This window comes from Candidatus Nitrosoglobus terrae (assembly GCF_002356115.1).
In the GTDB taxonomy this organism is placed as follows: Bacteria; Pseudomonadota; Gammaproteobacteria; order Nitrosococcales; family Nitrosococcaceae; genus Nitrosoglobus; species Nitrosoglobus terrae.
Window position 1 is genome coordinate 1,261,072 of sequence record NZ_AP014836.1, and the last position, 18,376, is coordinate 1,279,447.

Here is an 18,376-nt window from a genome sequence, read left to right on the forward strand (position 1 = left end):
ATGAGCGTACCCTATACCTATATCTTTCGTAATCTTTGGGCGCGCAAGCTAACCACATTACTCACCGCTATAGGTATGGCGTTAGTTGTCTTTGTTTTTGCCACGGTACTGATGCTTTCAGCGGGGCTAGAAGAAACCTTAGTGGCAACAGGTAGTCCCAATAATGTAATTGTGATTCGACACTCAGCGGAAACAGAAGTACAAAGCACAATTGATCGAGCGCAAGCGGGAATAATAGCCACGTTACCCAATATTGCTTATGGCTCCTTGGGAGAAACGCTAGTTTCCAAAGAATTAATCGTGCTTAACGTGTTACCTAAGCGCCATAGCGGTAAGCCTTCTAATGTCACTATTCGAGGCATTTCTAGCACTGGCTTAACCCTTCGCCCCCAAATTCATTTACACCAAGGGCGCTTATTTCATTCCGGTACCAGAGAAATCATGATTGGCAATAATCTAGTCCAAAGTTTTGTCGGTACCCACATAGGAGAAAAACTTTATCTCGGGCTAAACCCATGGACTATTGTGGGCATTTTCGATGCGGGTAAGACAGCATTTAGTTCTGAGATCTGGGGGGATGTCAATCAGCTCATGCAAGCCTTTAGACGGGATGCCTACTCCTCCGTTATCTTTAAATTAGCCGATCCAGAGGCTTTTGAGCAGACTAAACAGCTGTTAGAAAATGATCAGCGCCTCACCATAGAAGCCAAACGTGAAACTCAATTCTATGCCGAACAATCGGAAATGATGTCGAGATTTCTTAAAGTGTTAAGATTAGCTTTAAGTATTATTTTTTCAATGGGTGCCACTATCGGCGCTATGATTACCATGTATGCTTCCGTGGCTAATCGTACCATTGAAATTGGCACCTTACGGGCTATTGGCTTTCCTCGGCGAAACATTTTACAAGCTTTCTTGTTAGAATCTCTCACTCTAAGCCTTATGGGCGGCATTCCCGGCCTGATCATGGCTTCATTTATGCAGCTATTGACTATTTCCACCATGAATTGGAAAACATTCTCTGAACTCGCGTTTAGTTTTACTTTAACTAAAACAATTGTATGGCAATCCCTATTATTTTCACTGTTCATGGGCCTAGTAGGAGGATTTTTGCCCGCAGCTCGGGCGGCACGAATGAACATCATTGAGGCGCTACGGGCAGCGTAGCGTATTGTTAGGATTACTTAGATGGTAATAATTTTCGATAAGTATTCAAAAATTCCTCAAACTTGGCTTTTTTAAAGAAAAGCTTAGATCGTTTCTCTAGCTTACCGCACCTTTCAAATGAGATTCTGGGCTGAGTATTGATAATATTTACCCAATCTTGTGCAGAAATATGCACAATATCCGTATAAACCGAATAGGTATATTGCGCTTTCTTCCATCCTGACATGTAATCTACCACTAATTTTTCCTTAGTCACTTCTTTAAATCTATTTTCACCGACACCCTTCACTGGTCTGTCATTTAAGAAAAAGCGATGATGTCCATTACCACAAAACTTTTTTATCGTATCCACGGAATTAAACAACATCACATCAGGCTTTCCCGCGTCTCGAAGCTTAATCATCACGCCATATCGACCATAATCAGATTTAGCGCTATAGGAAATTACCCGTTCTTGAGATTCAGAATCAATTTCTTGCTCTATTTTTGCAGCAAACACATCGCTGCTAAAGATTAGCAAATAAAAAATCATCATATATTTATTCATCTTAATACTCGCTTAGCTTAATTTTTAAAAAGAAAACCATGATTAGCGCCCTTTCTGCTTTATTAACTCAATTTCGTGAGCAAACCCTCAGCGTACGAGATCAAGGCACTAGCTTTGAAAAGCTTATGCTTCAATATTTTAAGACGGAACCTTTTTACCAATCCCAGTATCGAGAAATTTTCCGCTATGGAGATTGGGTTACCCGGTATGGTGAACCGTTGGGGATTACCAGCAAACAGGATACAGGCATTGATTTAGTCGCCGTCACCCCTGAGGGTCAGCACCACGCGATCCAGTGTAAAAACTACGGGGCGGATAAAACCATTAACAAAACCGATATTGATAGTTTTTTCACCGCCTCGGGTAAAACCTACTTTAGCCAGCGTATTATCGTAACCACTACTAATCACTGGACGGAAAACGCCCAACGCTCACTAGAAAATCAACAGCCCCCAGTGAGTACACTAGATCTCCATGCCCTTGAAAATAGCATCATTGACTGGTCAGCGTATCAAGTCGATACCACTCAGCCCGTACTTAAAGCACAAAAGCAACTACGGGATCATCAACAGCAAGCCTTAAATCATACCCTTGATCGCTTTAAAACCGCTGATCGAGGCAAGTTGATCATGGCCTGTGGCACAGGTAAAACCTTTACTTCATTAAAAATTGCTGAGGCCATTGCTGGCAAAGGCAAGCGCGTGTTGTTTTTAGTACCCAGCCTTTCGTTGTTAAGTCAAACTATCACTGAATGGACACAAGAAAGCGCTCTGCCGTTAACAAGCTTTGCCGTGTGTTCCGACAGTGACGTAGGCAAGCGCCAAACCAAAGCCGATGACGATCGAGTTATCACTGGATTAAGTGACCTGCAATATCCGGCCACCACCCATGCAGAAACCTTAAACAGGGTAATGAACACCCGCCCTAATGATGACAGCATGACAGTGGTGTTCTCGACCTATCATTCCATTGCGGTATTGAATGAGGCTCAACAACAAGGTTTACCCGCCTTTGATTTAATTATTTGTGATGAAGCCCACCGCACCACCGGGGCTACCTTTGACGGCGAAGAAGAAAGCGCCTTTGTGCGTGTACATGATAATAGCTTTATCCAAGGCCATAAACGCCTTTATATGACTGCTACCCCGCGTATTTATGGCGATGATGCCAAAAAGACCGAAGGCGTGACCTTGTGCTCCATGGACGATGAAAGTATTTACGGCAAAGATCTCTACGTGATTACTTTCTCTGAAGCCGTCGCCCGCAAATTGCTGGTGGACTACAAGGTAATCGTATTAGCCATTGAAGAAGCCCACATTAACCGCCGTTTACAAACCCTACTCACCAACCAAAGCAACAGCTTAAAAGTCGATGATGCCGCCAAGATTGTGGGGTGTTGGAAAGCCCTGTCTAAACAAGATTTATTGGAAGGTAACGCCAAACTGGCTGAACCGATGAAACGTGCCGTCGCCTTCTGCCAAGTCATTGAAAAACAATACCAAGGCAAAAAGCACAAGGTCAGTTCGAAGCAAATTGCAGAAATGTTTGGCGCTGTGGTAGCGCAATACCAAGACTTTGAGAAAAATGAATTACTGAACAAGGACTCCACTGCTCCCCTTGATCCAGCCCTTTTGATGCGCTGTGAGGCTCAGCACGTGGACGGCACCATGAACGCCAGTGAAAAAGAAGCTAAATTAAGCTGGCTCAAAGCCACCACGGAAGAGAACACCTGCCGTATTTTATCTAACGTGCGCTGTTTAGCTGAAGGGGTGGATATCCCCGCCCTCGATGCGGTATTGTTTTTAACCCCCCGTCATTCCCAAGTGGAGGTGGTGCAATCCGTGGGTCGGGTGATGCGTACCGTGAAAGATGAAAACGGCAACGACCTGAAAAAAATGGGCTACGTGATTTTGCCGGTGGTGATTCCCGCCGGTGTAGAACCAGAGGTTGCCCTAAACAATAACGAAACTTATCGGGTGGTATGGCAGGTGCTCAACGCCCTGAGAGCGCACGATGACCGCTTTGATGCCATGATTAACAAGCTAGAATTTAACGGAACGATGCCCGCTAAAATGGAAGTCATCGCCATCGCCGATAAAGTAACACGCAAGGGGGAGCGGGTTAACAAACAGCAGCGCCAAGCCGGCCAAGCCCGTGGTGGCAATGCTATCGGCAACGTGGCAGAAGATTACCCCGCATATCAGTATGGAATGCAATTTGAAGTAGGCGAAATCGAACGCGCCCTCTATGCCAAGATCGTGAAGAAATGCGGCAACCGACACCACTGGGAAGATTGGGCAACCGATATTGCCAAAATCGCCAATACCCATATCGACCGCATTAAAGCCATCTTAGAAAACCAAGCCAACAGCGCTGAAATTGCCGCCTTCAATACCTTTGCCGCTGAGCTTAGGGACGATCTCAACAACAGCATTAGCGATGCAGAAATCATTGAAATGCTGGCGCAACACCTCATTACCCAGCCAGTCTTTGAGGCATTATTTGCTCAATATCATTTTGCCCAACACAATCCCATGTCCCAAGCGCTACAGCGAGTGCTTGATACTCTCCACGCCCAGCAGCTAGACAAAGAACGGGATACCTTGGAATCTTTCTATGAATCGGTGAAAATGCGCGCCGAGGGCATTCACAGCGCCGAAGGGAAACAGCGCATTGTGATCGAACTCTACGATAAGTTTTTCCGCAACGCTTTCCCCCGCATGACCGAACGTTTAGGCATTGTGTACACGCCTATTGAAGTGGTGGATTTTATTATCCATTCCGTGGAGCATGTGCTAAACAGCGAATTTAACAGCAGCCTGGCCGAAAAGAATGTTCACATTCTCGACCCCTTCACCGGCACCGGCACCTTTATCACCCGATTATTACAAAGCGGTATTATCCCCCTTGAGAAACTGCCGAATAAATACCAGCAGGAAATCCACGCTAATGAAATCGTGTTACTGGCCTATTACATCGCCGCCATTAACATTGAGGCTACTTATCACGGGATTTTAAACGGCAATATTACAGGTCAAGAAAACTCCGATAATACCCTCACCACAAAAACCGACTATCAGCCCTTTAACGGTATTTGCCTCACCGATACTTTCCAGATGACAGAAACCCCCGACTGGGTTGATAAACAACTCGAAGAAAACAGCGCCCGCCGTAAACGCCAACAAAGCCTAGATATTCGGGTGATTATGGGCAACCCGCCCTATTCCGCTGGGCAAGAAAGCGCCAACGATAATAATGCCAATGTGGCTTATCCCAAACTCGATGAGCGCATCCGCCGCACCTATGCTGAGCACTCAACCGCCACTCTAAAGAATGCTTTATATGACAGCTATATTCGCGCCATTCGCTGGTCATCTGATCGGATTAAAGATCGTGGGGTGATTGGTTTTGTTACCAATGGCGGCTTTTTAGAAGCCAACACCGCCGATGGCTTGCGTAAATGCTTAGCCGAAGAATTCAGTAATCTGTATATATTTCATTTACGCGGTAATCAACGCACCTCTGGTGAACGCTCGCGCAAAGAAGGCGGCAAGATATTTGGCTCAGGTAGCCGCGCTCCTATCGCTATTTCTATTCTCGTAAAAAATCCCGATAGCTCAGCGCAAGGGCAAATTTACTTTTACGATATAGGCGATTACCTAAGCCAAAAAGAAAAACTAGAAATTATTGCTGAGCTAGGCAGTATTCAAGCCATTACCGCCCAACACGGCTGGCAACCCATTACCCCCGATCGCTTTGGCGACTGGCTGAATCAGCGCGACCCGAATTTTGATAGCTACATCAGCTTGGGGGATAAAAAAGATAAAAACGCTAAGGTGGTGTTTGAGAATTATTCTAGGGGCATAGCAACTAGTAGGGATGCATGGTGTTATAACGCTTCAAAAATAAAACTGCAAAAGCATATTCAGAAATCTATTAATTTTTATAACTCTGAGGTACAGCGCTATCTGGATGAAAAAAGCCAGCTAAAAGCTGAAGATTTTGCGAAATTTGATTCAACTTCATTTACTTGGGATAGTGCAAATAAATGGGATTTAGAAAAAGGTAAATTTTACCCGTTTGATAGTCATGCGCTCTATAAGGCGATTTATAGACCCTTTACAGGCTCTAATTTATATTTTCATCGATTGATGAATAATAGGGTTTATCAAATGCCCCAAATCTTCCCCACCCCAGAGAGCGAAAACTGGGTGATTTCGGTAACAGGGCTTGGTACACCGAAAGAGTTTTCATGTGTTATTACCAATGTTATTCCTGATATTCAGTTACACGCCAATGGCCAATGCTTCCCCCTTTATCTCTACGAAAAAGCCGAGCCTAATATGGGTTTGTTCGCCCAAGCAGGGATTGAAGCCCAATACCAGCGCCGTGAGGCCATTACCAATGAAGCCTTGGCGCACTTTCAAGCGGCTTACCCAGAACTTAGCATCAGCAAAGAGGACATTTTCTACACCCTCTATGGTTTGCTCCACAGCGAGGATTACCGCGAGCAATACGCCGATAACCTCAGCAAACAGCTCCCACGGATACCACGGGTTAAAACCGCTCAAGTCTTTAGCGCCTTTACTCAAGCAGGCCGTGATTTGGCCGCGCTGCACTTAAATTATGAAACCGTGGTACTTAATACCACTGCCAAGCTGACGGGGAAAACCAAAGGCTTAACTATCACGGCTAATGGGGTTATTGGTGGCCAAGATAGTGATTTTTATGTCACTCAAATGAAGTTTGGCAAAACCAAAGACTCCGAAACCGGCAAGAGTGTAGAGGACAAAACCACCGTGATTTATAACCCCGGCATTACCATTGAACATATTCCCCTTGAATCTTACGACTACATTGTTAACGGCAAACCCGCCTTAGAATGGGTGATGGAGCGCCAAAGTGTGACTACTGATAAAAAATCCGGCATTACCAACGACGCGAACGACTGGGCGCTTGAAACCATGGGCAACGCCAAATACCCACTAGAGCTATTCTTGCGCGTGATTACCGTGAGTCTGAAAACCCAAGCCATTGTGGGGAAATTGCCTAAATTAGAGATTTAAATAGGAGTATATTTTTATGCTAGAGCGGTACTCTAAGGCCAGCGACCATCTCAAGATAATCAGGATGATCCGGAGGAATAAAGCCCCGTCGGATTAAAAAATCAATAATGACTAAATTACAATTTTTCTTAAATTCTTCGGTATCTTGAACTAAGGCGGCCACCTTCTCCACCGGCCACAGATAAAATTCCTCTACTTCCCCATCTTGGCACTGAGGGATAACATCAGCCGGTAGTTCTAAATCATAGCAGTACATGATATCCGGTTTAAGGCCCAAGGGCGTTTCCATACAATAGGAAATATAACCCACGGGTATGGCTTGGGCGCAAAGATCAGGGGGAATAGCGGCCTCTTCCCAGCCCTCCTTTATCAAGTTCTCCGAAAGGGAAATCCCATAGGGCAAGCCACCGGCTATCATGTTATCCAGCTTTCCTGAATCACTCCATTTGCTACGGGATCGCCGCCCGATCCACATTTTTAGCTGGCCGTTGTCATTGACAACACCATTTAAGTGCTGGCCAAAAGCCCGAACCCCAAAATAAGAGGCAGCCCCCCGATCAAGGGTAAATAGCACCTGCGCTTTTGATGTTCCGGTGACGGGATAAGATTCTCCATGCCAATGGGGAATGACTCCCTGTTCCACTAAAATTTCTACAACGGTTCTCATGGCTTGGGTTCGAGCGGCAAGCGAACAAAGATGAGGATCTAGCCGGACAGCTTGGGGGGAAACTTGGAAAACCGTGGGCCACGATTTTAATCTTTCTGCAAAATCATGCTTAAGGTGCCCTACTCTTATCCCATCTACGTAAAAAGGGCGAAAATTTGCTAACTGACAATTATTGCAGTCTTTAATGTGGCTAAGGTAACTCATCACTGGGAGTTAAAGATATATCCTTCCCCTGTTTTTATTTTGCAATACTATCCCGCTTTGAGTATGAATAGGTAGTGCTTGTAACCTTATTTTCCTTTTGATCCTCCATATCCTCCATGAGTTTATTTTTTATGGTTTTTTTGTAGTCGGCTGTTGCTATTGTAATTACTTTATCTAATTCTATTTTTAATCGCTGTAATTCATCAGAAAGATTCTTTAAAATATCTCTATTTGTGGTCATCTTTCCCTCTAATCCCTGAATGAAGCCTCTATAAGTCTAGAAAAGATTTATTAAAAATCAACTATGAACATTGATAATCAAGATAATCGACTGCTAAAGCTCTTCCCAGCGCCATCAGAGACCGTAGCGCTTAAAGGGCTTTACTTACATCAAGAGCTACAAAGACTAGGCACAAACACAAGACCCTTTGTCTATACTAATTTTATCACCAGCTTAGATGGCCGAATCTCCCTAGCTCACCCAGAAAAAAAGACTCCTATTGTTCCAAGGGCTATTGCTAACCCCCGTGACTGGCGTTTATTTCAAGAACTCGCCGCTCAAGCAGATGTGATTATTACCAGTGGCCGCTATATCCGCCAGCTCGCCGATGATGAAGCTCAAGATATCCTTCCCATCAGTGAAAAACCAGAATATGCCGATCTCATAGCATGGCGACGATTACAAGGCTTATCACCGCAACCGGCTATCGTTATTGTCAGCAATAGCCTAGATATCCCTATTCCAAATGCATTGTTGGACTCCAAACGTATCATTTATGTGGCGACAAGCGCTAGCGCTCATCCCTTGAAAATAAAAGAAATTGAAGCCAAAGGGATACGCCTCCTCTTTGCCGGTAACGAAGTAGTACAAGGTCGCGAATTAATTATCGCGCTGGGGCAAGCAGGACTCACCACTATCTATATGGTCGCTGGCCCCAAGATTTTAAATACTTTGCTCATGGATAAGATGCTGAACCGCCTTTATTTAACCCACGCGCTTAAAATTTTAGGCGGTGAATCTTTTGATACTTTATTTACGGGAAAACAGCTAGGATCGCCTGTAAATTTTAGTCTGAATTCGCTTTACTACGATATAGTCGCTGAGGAAAAAATAAACCAATGTTTTGCTGTTTATGATGTTGTCGGATGTTAATTAATTTATAGCTAAAAATTCTATTAGCATTCTATATTGATTTTGCTTTTTCATTTTCATTTTCAGGAGGTAGCGCTTGCCGTAAAACATTGAATAAATCATCTAACTCTTTAGTGATACCCTTAAGGCGATCTTGGATACTAGGTATTTGGGTTTTGAGCTTTTCTTTAATTTCTTTTAGGCGATCCTCAACCATAGGTAATGACTGCTGCAACATACCCGCAGATTCACCAAGTTTTTTTGAAAAAGCTCTATTAAGTTCCTGAAGACTATGTAAAATACCGGTTACTTCACCTGCTTGAGCAATCGTTTCAACCGTCTCTTCATAAAGTACCTTCCATTGATTCTCTTCATTGATAAGCAATGTCTCTGCAGAAATGGTCATTGGGCTATCATTTTGCCCCATTAAGACAACATCGGTTTTTACCTTAGCTTGCTCACTTTCAATAATCGTTCTACCTATTTTAAACTCAGATATGGGTAAGGAAGGGTTTGCTAAATCATCCTCTGTTAAAGATTTACCAGCAATATATTGGCGAATAGTCGCTATATCATTTGTTTTTTTTGCCTCCCAAAACTTTGCAGCCACTTCAGAAGGCAATAGTTTCTCAGTACCTGAACTTATCGTCGTCTTTAAACATAGCATTAACGACAACAGTATTAAAATAATTATTTGCTTCATGCTAGGATCTCCTAGTTAATAAACCGTTCATCTTTATAACGATAACGATTCAATATTCACTCCTGGCGCCAACTCTATATGCATTACTTTATCCGCCCAAATGACTTTTCCAATATCCACCCAAGGCTGATTGATATTTCTATGACGCAAATCCTTTTCCCAGTGATCTAGGGGAACTTCTATTCTCTTGGCTTTAATTATAAAAACAGCCTCCTGTAAATTAAGCCCTACTTTCGTTCCCCAAAAGGCGGTAATTTTTTTGACAAATTTATAGAGTCGAGGTTTATCTATCTGGGGAGTCACCGCCACATTAGCCCACATGGATTGAACTCTGCCCCAATTGGGCGCAATAAGCCGCCCTTCTTGATTGATAAACGGTAGCCATTGCTCTTGCCCTTTTTTATCTCTATAGGTTATCCCCAGAATATGATTATAGCCCTGAAAATGATCATGCAAATAAAGCGCATGGGGCACTATGCCTAAAAATACATCCGATAAAGACAATATCCCATCACTTATTTGGTATAAGAGCTGGCTAAGCTCCCCCTTTGGATGGATATTCAGGCGATAAAGTATCCCATAGTGAATGGTGCTATTTAGCTGCAGCACTAAGATCAATATTATAAATTTAGCAATACGATTAGCACGCTGCTGGGGAGTCCCTGCCCAGTGCTGACAGAGGGTTATAACGCTATATTTCTCGTCTTGATCTTTTTCCAATGGCATAGCGCAATGATCATCACAGGCTATTCGAGCACGTTGATCGGCTATCTTGCGGTAAATTCTTTTTCCCCAATGGTATATCCCTGGCGTTTTCAGTATTAATCCCAATAAAGCGGTATATTTTATTTTTAGCAGGATCTGGATATAAGTATCGATGCCAAAATATAGCTGGCCTTGCCCATCAAGCGCATAGAGATCCTTTAATAATTGTTCATCGGAGAGATGATTAACTTCAGGGTATTTTCTTGCATACGTTTGTAAGCCTTTAAAGCTAATGGCTTTAAGCAGATCAAAGTGCTCTATGATAATTACCATACGATTACATAAAGGGCATTGTTCATCATATAGCACAGTTAACAAGGGTGCTTTAAGCTGAAAGCCTTCCTTGAGCTTTCTCCACCAAGAGAAAGGAACCAGCAAAAAATAATGCACTAACATGGCAAAGCCAAAGGGATAAATATTAAGGAATAAAATAATCCCTAGATGAAGTAAGCATCCATAAATCAGCAGCGGAATGCGAAAGAAGCGGAAATAAAACGTAAAAATAAAAATAAATTCAAAAATAATGACTGAGTAGCCCATTATTTTTTGTAAGATTTCATCATTTAAAACCCAGCTCATATCTATCGCCGAAATATAATAGGGCATGGTAGCGGGTAGCCATGATCCCAAACCATTTTGCCACTGCTCAGCAAACAGCTTATGCGCATCTGAATCCAAGTACATTAACCCTAACGAGATAGCTAGCGGCAGATAATAACTCAGCACGGAGGTAGTACTAGGAGGGTTGTAGTGTTGCCCTAATCTTAAAAATTTAAGTTTTAGTTTAAGACTATCCAAAGATAAGGATCTTTCTATAGGTAAAAAGATCAAAAGCAACCCTGATCCGATCATAAGTTGATCGAAACCCCCATCAAAATCCCGCCACAGGGGGGTAAATATGGTAAAAATAAGCCAAAAAAAATAATTTATAACAGCAGCAAGGCGCGTGTTATAACCTACAATGAAAAAAAGAGTATTAATGACCCATAGGATAAGGACAAAATGAATAGTGGGAGAGGCAGTATCGATTGTAGGCGTAGGATCAAAAATCAGGGCACGAAAGTAATAAAGAAAAATAATTTCCTGAAAAATAACTAAACCAAAGAAAATACGAAAGATACCTAGCCCTATTGTTGGAACTTGTTTATCAAGACCTCTTTGAACAAGATTTAAAATTTGCTGATACATAAACGCATATTAACGCCGGTGAGCTTTATTAGGGGAAATAAAAAATAATTTTAGAATAAATTCTTTGCTCAAAAAGCAAATAAATTGTTAATTCAATCCCTAAGAATTTAGATATAAATAATAATAAACGAGTATCAATATACCTACAGAAAAAGGTACGATAGCTAGATCCTTATAGGTGATGGAATAAACGATGATCTGAGTATCCACTCCAAGAAATTCCACTACCATCCAATAAGAATCAGCACTAATCCATAACACGATAGCCACATTGTGGCACAGCTCTGAAACTATCTTTCTAGTATGAAAAGCGATCACAATAGCTATGATCAATGTCGGAAAAATTACGGCAACCCCTAGAGGTTTCCAGATAAAACACCAGCTAATATCTTTAAGTAACCAAAATAAAATATGAAGATTTTCCAACTTCCTAAAGCTTAGAGGAATGGTATAAACGGGTGATTGATTTTCCATAGCACTATAGATTTTATAGAGGTTCTTTCTAGAGTAATTTAAATTTTACATTGATGATTATTACTTGGTACTAACGATTGAATAAGCCTAGAAACCTAAACTTAAGTTCATCGCTGATTTATCCAGTGCCTGGTCTATATTTACGCAAGTATAATAAAGTATTATTTCCCCTGATTTTTTGACAATTAAACGACTTTACAACTTTCATGGATAAAAACTATAACCCACAAACCATTGAGCAACACTGGTATCAGATCTGGGAGCAACGAGGTTATTTCGCCCCCCGAGGAGATCACTCCCCTTACTGTATTATGATTCCTCCGCCTAACGTAACGGGTCACCTTCATATGGGGCATGCCTTTCAAGATACTATTATGGATGCTCTCATTCGGTATCATCGAATGTGCGGGGATAAAACCCTATGGCAGGTAGGAACCGATCATGCTGGAATTGCGACACAAATGGTAGTAGAGCGGCAACTCAATGCTCAAAATAAAAACCGCCATGATTTAGGTCGCGAATCTTTTATCCAAAAAATCTGGGAATGGAAAGAACATTCAGGAGGCACCATTACCCATCAGCTTCGCCGTATGGGTGCCTCTGTGGATTGGACTCAGGAGCGCTTTACCATGGATGAAGAGTTATCCCAAGCTGTCACTGAGGTTTTTATTCGTCTATTTGATGAAGAACTGATCTACAGGGGTCAGCGTCTGGTGAACTGGGACCCCATACTGCATACTGCTATTTCAGATCTAGAGGTTATCTCGGAAGAAGAAAATAGCTACCTTTGGCATCTACGCTACCCTCTGACCGATGGTAGTGGATATCTGGTAGTGGCCACTACTCGGCCGGAAACTATGCTAGGAGACGCTGCGGTAGCAGTTCATCCAGAAGATTCTCGCTACCAACAGCTTATTGGTAAAGAGGTAGAACTTCCATTAACAGATAGAACTATTCCTATCATTGCCGATACTTATGTAGATCCCGCGTTTGGCAGCGGTTGTGTAAAAATTACCCCTGCCCATGATTTCAATGATTACGAAGTTTGGCAGCAGCATAAACAAAAATTAGCTTCTCAGCCACATAGTGGCTTAATCAATATTTTTACTCTCGATGCCCGGATAAAATCCTGCGCATCTGAAGATATAACTCTTAGTGACTTTAGCAAAAAAGAGCATTTAGCTGTCTATAAACTTATTCCTGAAAAATACCGAGGTCTAGATCGCTTTAAAGCTCGGGAGAGAATAATAGCTGATCTAGAACAAGCCAATTTACTGGAAAAAAAAGAAACCCATAAACTCATGGTGCCACGGGGAGATCGCTCTCGGGCCGTGATTGAACCTTATCTAACTAATCAATGGTTTGTGAAAACTAATCTCCTCGCCAAATCAGCTATTAAAGCAGTAGAAAATGGTGAGATTCGCTTTGTTCCAGAGAATTGGAACAAGATTTATTTTGACTGGATGCATAACATTCAGGATTGGTGTATCTCTCGCCAGATTTGGTGGGGGCATCGAATTCCGGCTTGGTATGATGCTAAAGGAAAAATTTATGTAGCCCCTACAGAAGATCAAGCTCGCCAAAAATATAACTTACCCAGCAATCTCCAATTAGAACAAGATGCAGATGTTCTGGACACTTGGTTTTCTTCTGCGCTATGGCCTTTTTCTACCTTAGGATGGCCAAAAAATACCCCCCAGCTGCAAACTTTCTATCCTACCAGTGTACTGGTTACCGGATTTGACATTATCTTCTTCTGGGTGGCTCGAATGATTATGATGAGCCTTAAATTTACTGGAAAGATACCCTTTCACGAAGTCTATATTCATGGCCTCATTCGGGATTCAGAAGGACAGAAAATGTCTAAATCCAAAGGCAATGTACTTGATCCGTTGGATTTGATTGATGGTATTGATTTGGAATCTTTAGTCACTAAACGAACCGCTGGGTTAATGCAACCCGCCTTAGCCAAGCGTATTGAGAAAGCCACTCGTAAGGAATTTCCCCAAGGAATTTCTGCCTTTGGTTGCGATGCTTTACGTTTTACTTTTGCTATTCTCGCCACTGGCGGGCGAGATATTCGTTTTGATCTAGGACGTATTGAGGGCTATCGTAATTTTTGCAATAAACTTTGGAACGCAGCCCGCTATGTGATGATGAATGTTTCTCCAGAAATGCAACAAAGTAATGATGAGGAAGAAAATCTAAGCCAAGTAGGGAAAATTATAATTTTAGGCACTCCAGAACGCTGGATACTTTCTCGTCTTCAGGAAACTATTCGCCAAGTTACCGAAGGTATTAAGAGTTACCGCTTTGATCGAGCTGCCCAAGTGCTTTATAGTTTTACTTGGAACGAATATTGCGATTGGTATCTAGAATTTTCAAAACCGATACTTAACAATCCAGCTATTTCCATAGCTGCTAAGAGAGGTACCAGTCATACCCTGATACAAGTATTAGAAACTTTATTGCGTCTTGCCCACCCTATTATCCCCTTTATTACAGAAGAAATTTGGCAGCAGATAGCACCTCTTGCAGGCCGAGAGGGAAAAACTATCATGTTACAGCCTTACCCTCTTTTTGAAATCGAAAACATAGACCAAACGGCTATTAACGAAATAGAATGGATTATTGCTTTTGTCAGCGGAGTGCGCTCTATCCGCTCTCAAATGAATATTCCACCAAATAAGCCAGTTCCCCTGTTATTACAAGCAGGCACAAGCGATGATCAAAAGCGATTAGAAGCTAACCGTGAGTTTTTAGCTACACTGGCTAAAATCGACTCTATTCATTGGCTTAATAACGAGCAACCCCCTCCAGCAGCAACAGCTCTAGTAGGCAAACTTGAAATCCTTATCCCTTTAGCTGGGCTTATTGATACCGAAGCAGAACTTAAACGTCTAGATCGGGAGATACAAAAACTGCGTAAGGATTTAGAACGGCTACAAAATAAACTCGCCAATCCTGATTATACAGAGCGTGCACCAACCGAAATTGTGGAAAAAGAGCAGTTAAAAGCCCAAGAAGTAGCTACTGCGCTAAGTGTAATGCAGCAACAGCGAGCCAAAATAGCAGTTTTGTAAATAAAAAAAGAGAGCAGCAAGAAAATCCTCGCTGCTCCCATACATATAATATCTTAGTTAGCATCAATTACTACGTTTAAGCTTCCAGGAAGGTGGATATTTTTTGGATGAAGCTGGCACCAAATAGTAAAAGCCCCCGCTTTGTTAGCATTAAAGCTAACAGTTTTGGTTTCTCCGGCTTTAATCACTTGTTGAATTCCATAGGCATCAATAGAGAATCCTTCACTAATAGGGGATTTATTCTCTATGGTAATCTTTACCGCAGTCCCTTGCTCAACAACTAGATCATTAGGCTCATTTAGGACATTAAAAGCACGGATATTCTTAACAGTTACCCCTTCAACATTAAGTTCTGGGATATTGGTATCAATCGCTTCAATAACTATCGTAAAACTTTGTTCTTTTGCTTGAGCCGTACCTATTAATAACATCCCAAGAAGACCAATAAATACCGCTTTGGTTATTTTCATGCTTAATTTTCCTTTACGCATTATTAATGGAATAACACCGCCGTTATTTTATATAACGGCATGCAAGATACTTAGAGCAAAAACCCACACCTATAAGAAACTCACTATGAGCAGCCCCATTTACAACTAATATTTTATATCTAGTTTCGAGTCGATACTTTAAATAGGAAGATAACCAATGTCAATATTTCTACTCTCCGTAAATCAAGTAGTATGGTCACTCACTTATTTTAATTAGGCACTAGGCGCTGAAAGTATCGATTCTAGAAAAGCTTTTAAGTATGATTAATTATGGACAAACAAAAGCTATTTAATTTAATAGAACGGGTTGGAGCATTAATTCGAGTAGAGGAACGAAAAGCGGCAGCTGCGCTTAGCTTACATCCCGCCCATCTCCAAGTCCTACGTTATCTAGCCCAATGTAACCGATATAGCAATACTCCCGTAGCAGTATCAGATTATTTTGGTACTACAAAAGGCAGCATTTCCCAATCGTTGCTGATATTACAACAGCATGGTTATCTTCAAAAAGAACCAGACCCTAAGGATCAACGCCTTGTTCACTTAGTGCTTACTCCAAAAGGTAAAGCTTTAGCAAGGAATATGGATCTTACCTCATTACCTAATAAAGAAGAAATTTTCAAAGGTTTAGACACCGCAGATCTACAAGCTATGCAGCATGTAGCCGAACAATTACTGTATAATATCCAAAGAGTGAATCAATACCAAACCTTTGGGCAGTGTCATACTTGCCAATATCTTAGGATAGTTGGTAGAAATAACTTCCGCTGTGGATTAACTCAAGAATTATTAGAATCTGACGAAACCCTAAAAATCTGCCGAGACCATGCCTTTCCTCCTATTTCTCGCAGCTCGAATCTCACAATAAATCAGTAACTTTCTATCCACTTAATCTATTCCTATTTCAGCAGCTAACATTATAATATCTTCAAAAAAATCACCCTCCATAAATGAGGGACTATTAGTTATTCTAACAATAGATTCTTAATTTAGCGCTAGCTATACTGATTGAAAAAGATTAAAAGAGGCTCCCGCTATAACTATGATAGAGTGTACTAGTGCTACTACAGCAGCAGTATATATATGATTATAGCGGGGAGCACCCTTTTAGTAGCCTACAAACGATGAAAATTATTTAGCAAAATTAGCGTGATCATGGTGATCGGGGTGATCATGGTGAAAAAATGAGCTAATTCGCTTCCCAAAAGAATTAATTCGTTCCCCAAGATTATCAAATACTGTTAAAATTCCTGCACGAAAGTCCTCATCCCACCACGACTCGGCGTGAACTAATTTAACTCTTCTAAGCCGCTCCTCAATATACAATCGGCGTAGTTTAATATCTTCTACATGAGGATGAAATTCTTTTTTGAGTGCTTTATGCCCATTAGCTAAAACTTCTTCTAGTTCAGTAAGTTTCTCCATAAACCCAGGCAGACTTCTCTCTAAACTAGCGATTCCTGCTTCTATATTTACACTTCGATCTGATCCAATCTGGATTCCACTATTTATATGCGTCTCTAATTGAGTGATATGTTGATTAATTTCAGCTAGTTCTCTGCCTAAATTCACAACTTTTTCTTCCATATTCATATCCCGCCCTCCTATAATTTATTCGAGCCTAGTCATGAGCATAGAGTACTCATGGATAATAGTAGCTCATATCTTCTAAATGTCTACAAATAATTGACATACTCCCACCACTCACCTAAGTGGTGGAGTCTTTGCAACCTGTACAAACTTACCGCTTGTACCTTTCAACACCGACAACTATCCCAATGCAGGAACTCTTTATACACTACTGTGTCCCACTATATCGGCTAACATAAAAATAGCATCAACCAATTTGGTTTCCCTGACTTGATAGAGTCAGTTGTCACCAATATCAGCAAGCTCACCGCTTACTACTGTGCTATCCATCTCCATCTAAACTTCGTTATACATGGAGAATTCCGCAATTTAGTTAAAAATTTTTAATAACACTAACACTAAGATTCAAAATATCAGTTATGGTTCAAAAAATTTGTGACTCACTTAGATAATAGATCTCGATGATAAGCCAGATGATCAGCTATAAAAGTACTCACAAAGTAATATCCATGATCATAGCCCTTATGGTAACGCAGTATCACTGATTGCCCCGCTGCTTTACAGGCTATTTCAAAACGATCTAAGTGTAATTCAGTAAAAAACTCATCATTTAACCCTTGATCAATCAGTGGTGTAGGCAGACGGTAGCCATCCTCAATTAAAGCGATAGCATCATAGCCTCGCCAGCTTTCACGATTCTTTTCTCCTAAATAATGGCTAAATGCTCTCTCTCCCCACGGACTCCGTATAGGGTTAGCAATGGGTGCAAATACAGATACGGACTGATAAAGTCCAGGGTTGCGTAACGCAAGCGTCAGTGCACCATGCCCGCCCATAGAGTGGCCAAAAATACCCACATGGCCTTTGTCCGCTGGAAATTGCGCTAAAATAATATCGTGCAATTCTTGGGTAATATAGCTCTCCATACGAAAATATTTTGACCAAGGCTGTTGAGTTGCATCGAGATAAAATCCAGCACCTATGCCAAAATCCCAACTATCAGCCTCACCCGGAATGCCGGTTTGGCGTGGACTGGTATCCATTGTAACTAACATCAATCCATACTCAGCGGCTAAACGTTGAGCGCCTGCTTTAATCATAAAGGTTTCTTCTGTACAGGTAAGTCCTGCCAAAAAAAACAACACCGGTACTAAGCTATGCTGTGCTTGAGGGGGTTGATATACCGAAAAACCCATAGGTAGGCCAATAATTCTCGAATCATGCTGATAATAACCTTGAATGCCGTCAAAACAGGTGTGTGTACTACGAGTTACTAACGATTCCATATTGCTGTGCTCC

At 41.7% G+C, this 18,376-nt stretch carries 14 protein-coding genes; 5 read left to right on the top strand and 9 right to left on the bottom strand.

Translation table 11 applies throughout. From position 1 onward, the window contains the following. Window positions 1-1,167 carry an ABC transporter permease gene (locus tag TAO_RS06045; protein WP_096527077.1) on the top strand — a complete coding sequence of 389 codons (1,167 nt, stop codon included), beginning with the start codon at window positions 1-3 and terminating at the stop codon, window positions 1,165-1,167. Window positions 1,168-1,180: 13 nt separating this feature from the next. Here the strand turns inward: TAO_RS06045 and TAO_RS06050 are convergent, their stop codons facing one another. Beyond that, window positions 1,181-1,714 carry a hypothetical protein gene (locus TAO_RS06050; RefSeq protein ID WP_096527078.1) on the bottom strand — a complete coding sequence of 178 codons (534 nt, stop codon included), beginning with the start codon at window positions 1,712-1,714 and terminating at the stop codon, window positions 1,181-1,183. A 38-nt stretch (window positions 1,715-1,752) separates the two neighbouring features. On the opposite strand from TAO_RS06050, the gene TAO_RS06055 reads away from it, so the two are divergent. After that, window positions 1,753-6,780: a DEAD/DEAH box helicase gene (locus TAO_RS06055; RefSeq protein ID WP_197702526.1), complete on the top strand. Its 5,028-nt coding sequence runs from the start codon at window positions 1,753-1,755 to the stop codon at window positions 6,778-6,780. 19 nt (window positions 6,781-6,799) lie between these two features. Here TAO_RS06055 and TAO_RS06060 read toward each other — a convergent pair whose 3' ends face one another. Then, window positions 6,800-7,651 carry a DUF4743 domain-containing protein gene (locus TAO_RS06060; protein WP_096527079.1) on the bottom strand — a complete coding sequence of 284 codons (852 nt, stop codon included), beginning with the start codon at window positions 7,649-7,651 and terminating at the stop codon, window positions 6,800-6,802. Between the two features lie 34 nt (window positions 7,652-7,685). Further along, a complete protein-coding gene (locus TAO_RS06065; protein WP_096527080.1) occupies window positions 7,686-7,892 on the bottom strand; it encodes a hypothetical protein in 207 nt (68 codons plus the stop codon). A gap of 63 nt (window positions 7,893-7,955) precedes the next feature. On the opposite strand from TAO_RS06065, the gene TAO_RS06070 reads away from it, so the two are divergent. After that, complete coding sequence (locus tag TAO_RS06070; protein ID WP_096527081.1) at window positions 7,956-8,804, top strand: RibD family protein; 849 nt, start codon at window positions 7,956-7,958, stop codon at window positions 8,802-8,804. 31 nt (window positions 8,805-8,835) lie between these two features. Here TAO_RS06070 and TAO_RS06075 read toward each other — a convergent pair whose 3' ends face one another. The 3 genes from TAO_RS06075 to TAO_RS06085 form a co-directional block, all read right to left on the bottom strand. Beyond that, a complete protein-coding gene (locus TAO_RS06075) occupies window positions 8,836-9,486 on the bottom strand; it encodes a hypothetical protein (protein ID WP_096527082.1) in 651 nt (216 codons plus the stop codon). Between the two features lie 33 nt (window positions 9,487-9,519). Then, the gene (locus tag TAO_RS06080; protein WP_096527083.1) at window positions 9,520-11,439 is read right to left on the bottom strand and encodes a DCC1-like thiol-disulfide oxidoreductase family protein; all 1,920 of its coding nucleotides are present in this window, start codon (window positions 11,437-11,439) and stop codon (window positions 9,520-9,522) included. 99 nt (window positions 11,440-11,538) lie between these two features. Next, a complete protein-coding gene (locus TAO_RS06085) occupies window positions 11,539-11,913 on the bottom strand; it encodes a hypothetical protein (protein WP_197702527.1) in 375 nt (124 codons plus the stop codon). A gap of 206 nt (window positions 11,914-12,119) precedes the next feature. On the opposite strand from TAO_RS06085, the gene TAO_RS06090 reads away from it, so the two are divergent. Continuing rightward, window positions 12,120-14,996, top strand: a complete 2,877-nt coding sequence (locus tag TAO_RS06090; protein ID WP_096527084.1) for a valine--tRNA ligase — start codon at window positions 12,120-12,122, stop codon at window positions 14,994-14,996. 53 nt (window positions 14,997-15,049) lie between these two features. Here the strand turns inward: TAO_RS06090 and TAO_RS06095 are convergent, their stop codons facing one another. After that, window positions 15,050-15,466: a nitrosocyanin gene (locus TAO_RS06095; protein WP_096527085.1), complete on the bottom strand. Its 417-nt coding sequence runs from the start codon at window positions 15,464-15,466 to the stop codon at window positions 15,050-15,052. Between the two features lie 291 nt (window positions 15,467-15,757). Between TAO_RS06095 and TAO_RS06100 the strand changes: the two genes are divergently transcribed. Next, window positions 15,758-16,363, top strand: a complete 606-nt coding sequence (locus tag TAO_RS06100; protein WP_096527086.1) for a MarR family winged helix-turn-helix transcriptional regulator — start codon at window positions 15,758-15,760, stop codon at window positions 16,361-16,363. A 255-nt stretch (window positions 16,364-16,618) separates the two neighbouring features. Here TAO_RS06100 and TAO_RS06105 read toward each other — a convergent pair whose 3' ends face one another. Beyond that, on the bottom strand, window positions 16,619-17,080 hold the full coding sequence (locus tag TAO_RS06105) for a hypothetical protein (protein ID WP_096527087.1): 462 nt from the start codon (window positions 17,078-17,080) through the stop codon (window positions 16,619-16,621). 437 nt (window positions 17,081-17,517) lie between these two features. Continuing rightward, the gene (gene fghA, locus TAO_RS06110; RefSeq protein ID WP_096527088.1) at window positions 17,518-18,363 is read right to left on the bottom strand and encodes an S-formylglutathione hydrolase; all 846 of its coding nucleotides are present in this window, start codon (window positions 18,361-18,363) and stop codon (window positions 17,518-17,520) included. Window positions 18,364-18,376: the final 13 nt, after the last annotated feature.

What these genes read in the sequence shown, in the direction of transcription:
- TAO_RS06045 (WP_096527077.1), top strand. Translation starts at nt 1, where the DNA reads ATGAGCGTACCCTATACCTATATCTTTCGTAATCTTTGGGCGCGCAAG.
- TAO_RS06070 (WP_096527081.1), top strand. Translation starts at nt 7,956, where the DNA reads ATGAACATTGATAATCAAGATAATCGACTGCTAAAGCTCTTCCCAGCG.
- TAO_RS06055 (WP_197702526.1), top strand. Translation starts at nt 1,753, where the DNA reads ATGATTAGCGCCCTTTCTGCTTTATTAACTCAATTTCGTGAGCAAACC.
- TAO_RS06080 (WP_096527083.1), bottom strand. Translation starts at nt 11,439, where the DNA reads ATGTATCAGCAAATTTTAAATCTTGTTCAAAGAGGTCTTGATAAACAA.
- fghA (WP_096527088.1), bottom strand. Translation starts at nt 18,363, where the DNA reads ATGGAATCGTTAGTAACTCGTAGTACACACACCTGTTTTGACGGCATT.
- TAO_RS06065 (WP_096527080.1), bottom strand. Translation starts at nt 7,892, where the DNA reads ATGACCACAAATAGAGATATTTTAAAGAATCTTTCTGATGAATTACAG.
- TAO_RS06050 (WP_096527078.1), bottom strand. Translation starts at nt 1,714, where the DNA reads ATGAATAAATATATGATGATTTTTTATTTGCTAATCTTTAGCAGCGAT.
- TAO_RS06100 (WP_096527086.1), top strand. Translation starts at nt 15,758, where the DNA reads ATGGACAAACAAAAGCTATTTAATTTAATAGAACGGGTTGGAGCATTA.
- TAO_RS06090 (WP_096527084.1), top strand. Translation starts at nt 12,120, where the DNA reads ATGGATAAAAACTATAACCCACAAACCATTGAGCAACACTGGTATCAG.
- TAO_RS06095 (WP_096527085.1), bottom strand. Translation starts at nt 15,466, where the DNA reads ATGAAAATAACCAAAGCGGTATTTATTGGTCTTCTTGGGATGTTATTA.
- TAO_RS06060 (WP_096527079.1), bottom strand. Translation starts at nt 7,651, where the DNA reads ATGAGTTACCTTAGCCACATTAAAGACTGCAATAATTGTCAGTTAGCA.
- TAO_RS06085 (WP_197702527.1), bottom strand. Translation starts at nt 11,913, where the DNA reads ATGGAAAATCAATCACCCGTTTATACCATTCCTCTAAGCTTTAGGAAG.
- TAO_RS06105 (WP_096527087.1), bottom strand. Translation starts at nt 17,080, where the DNA reads ATGAATATGGAAGAAAAAGTTGTGAATTTAGGCAGAGAACTAGCTGAA.
- TAO_RS06075 (WP_096527082.1), bottom strand. Translation starts at nt 9,486, where the DNA reads ATGAAGCAAATAATTATTTTAATACTGTTGTCGTTAATGCTATGTTTA.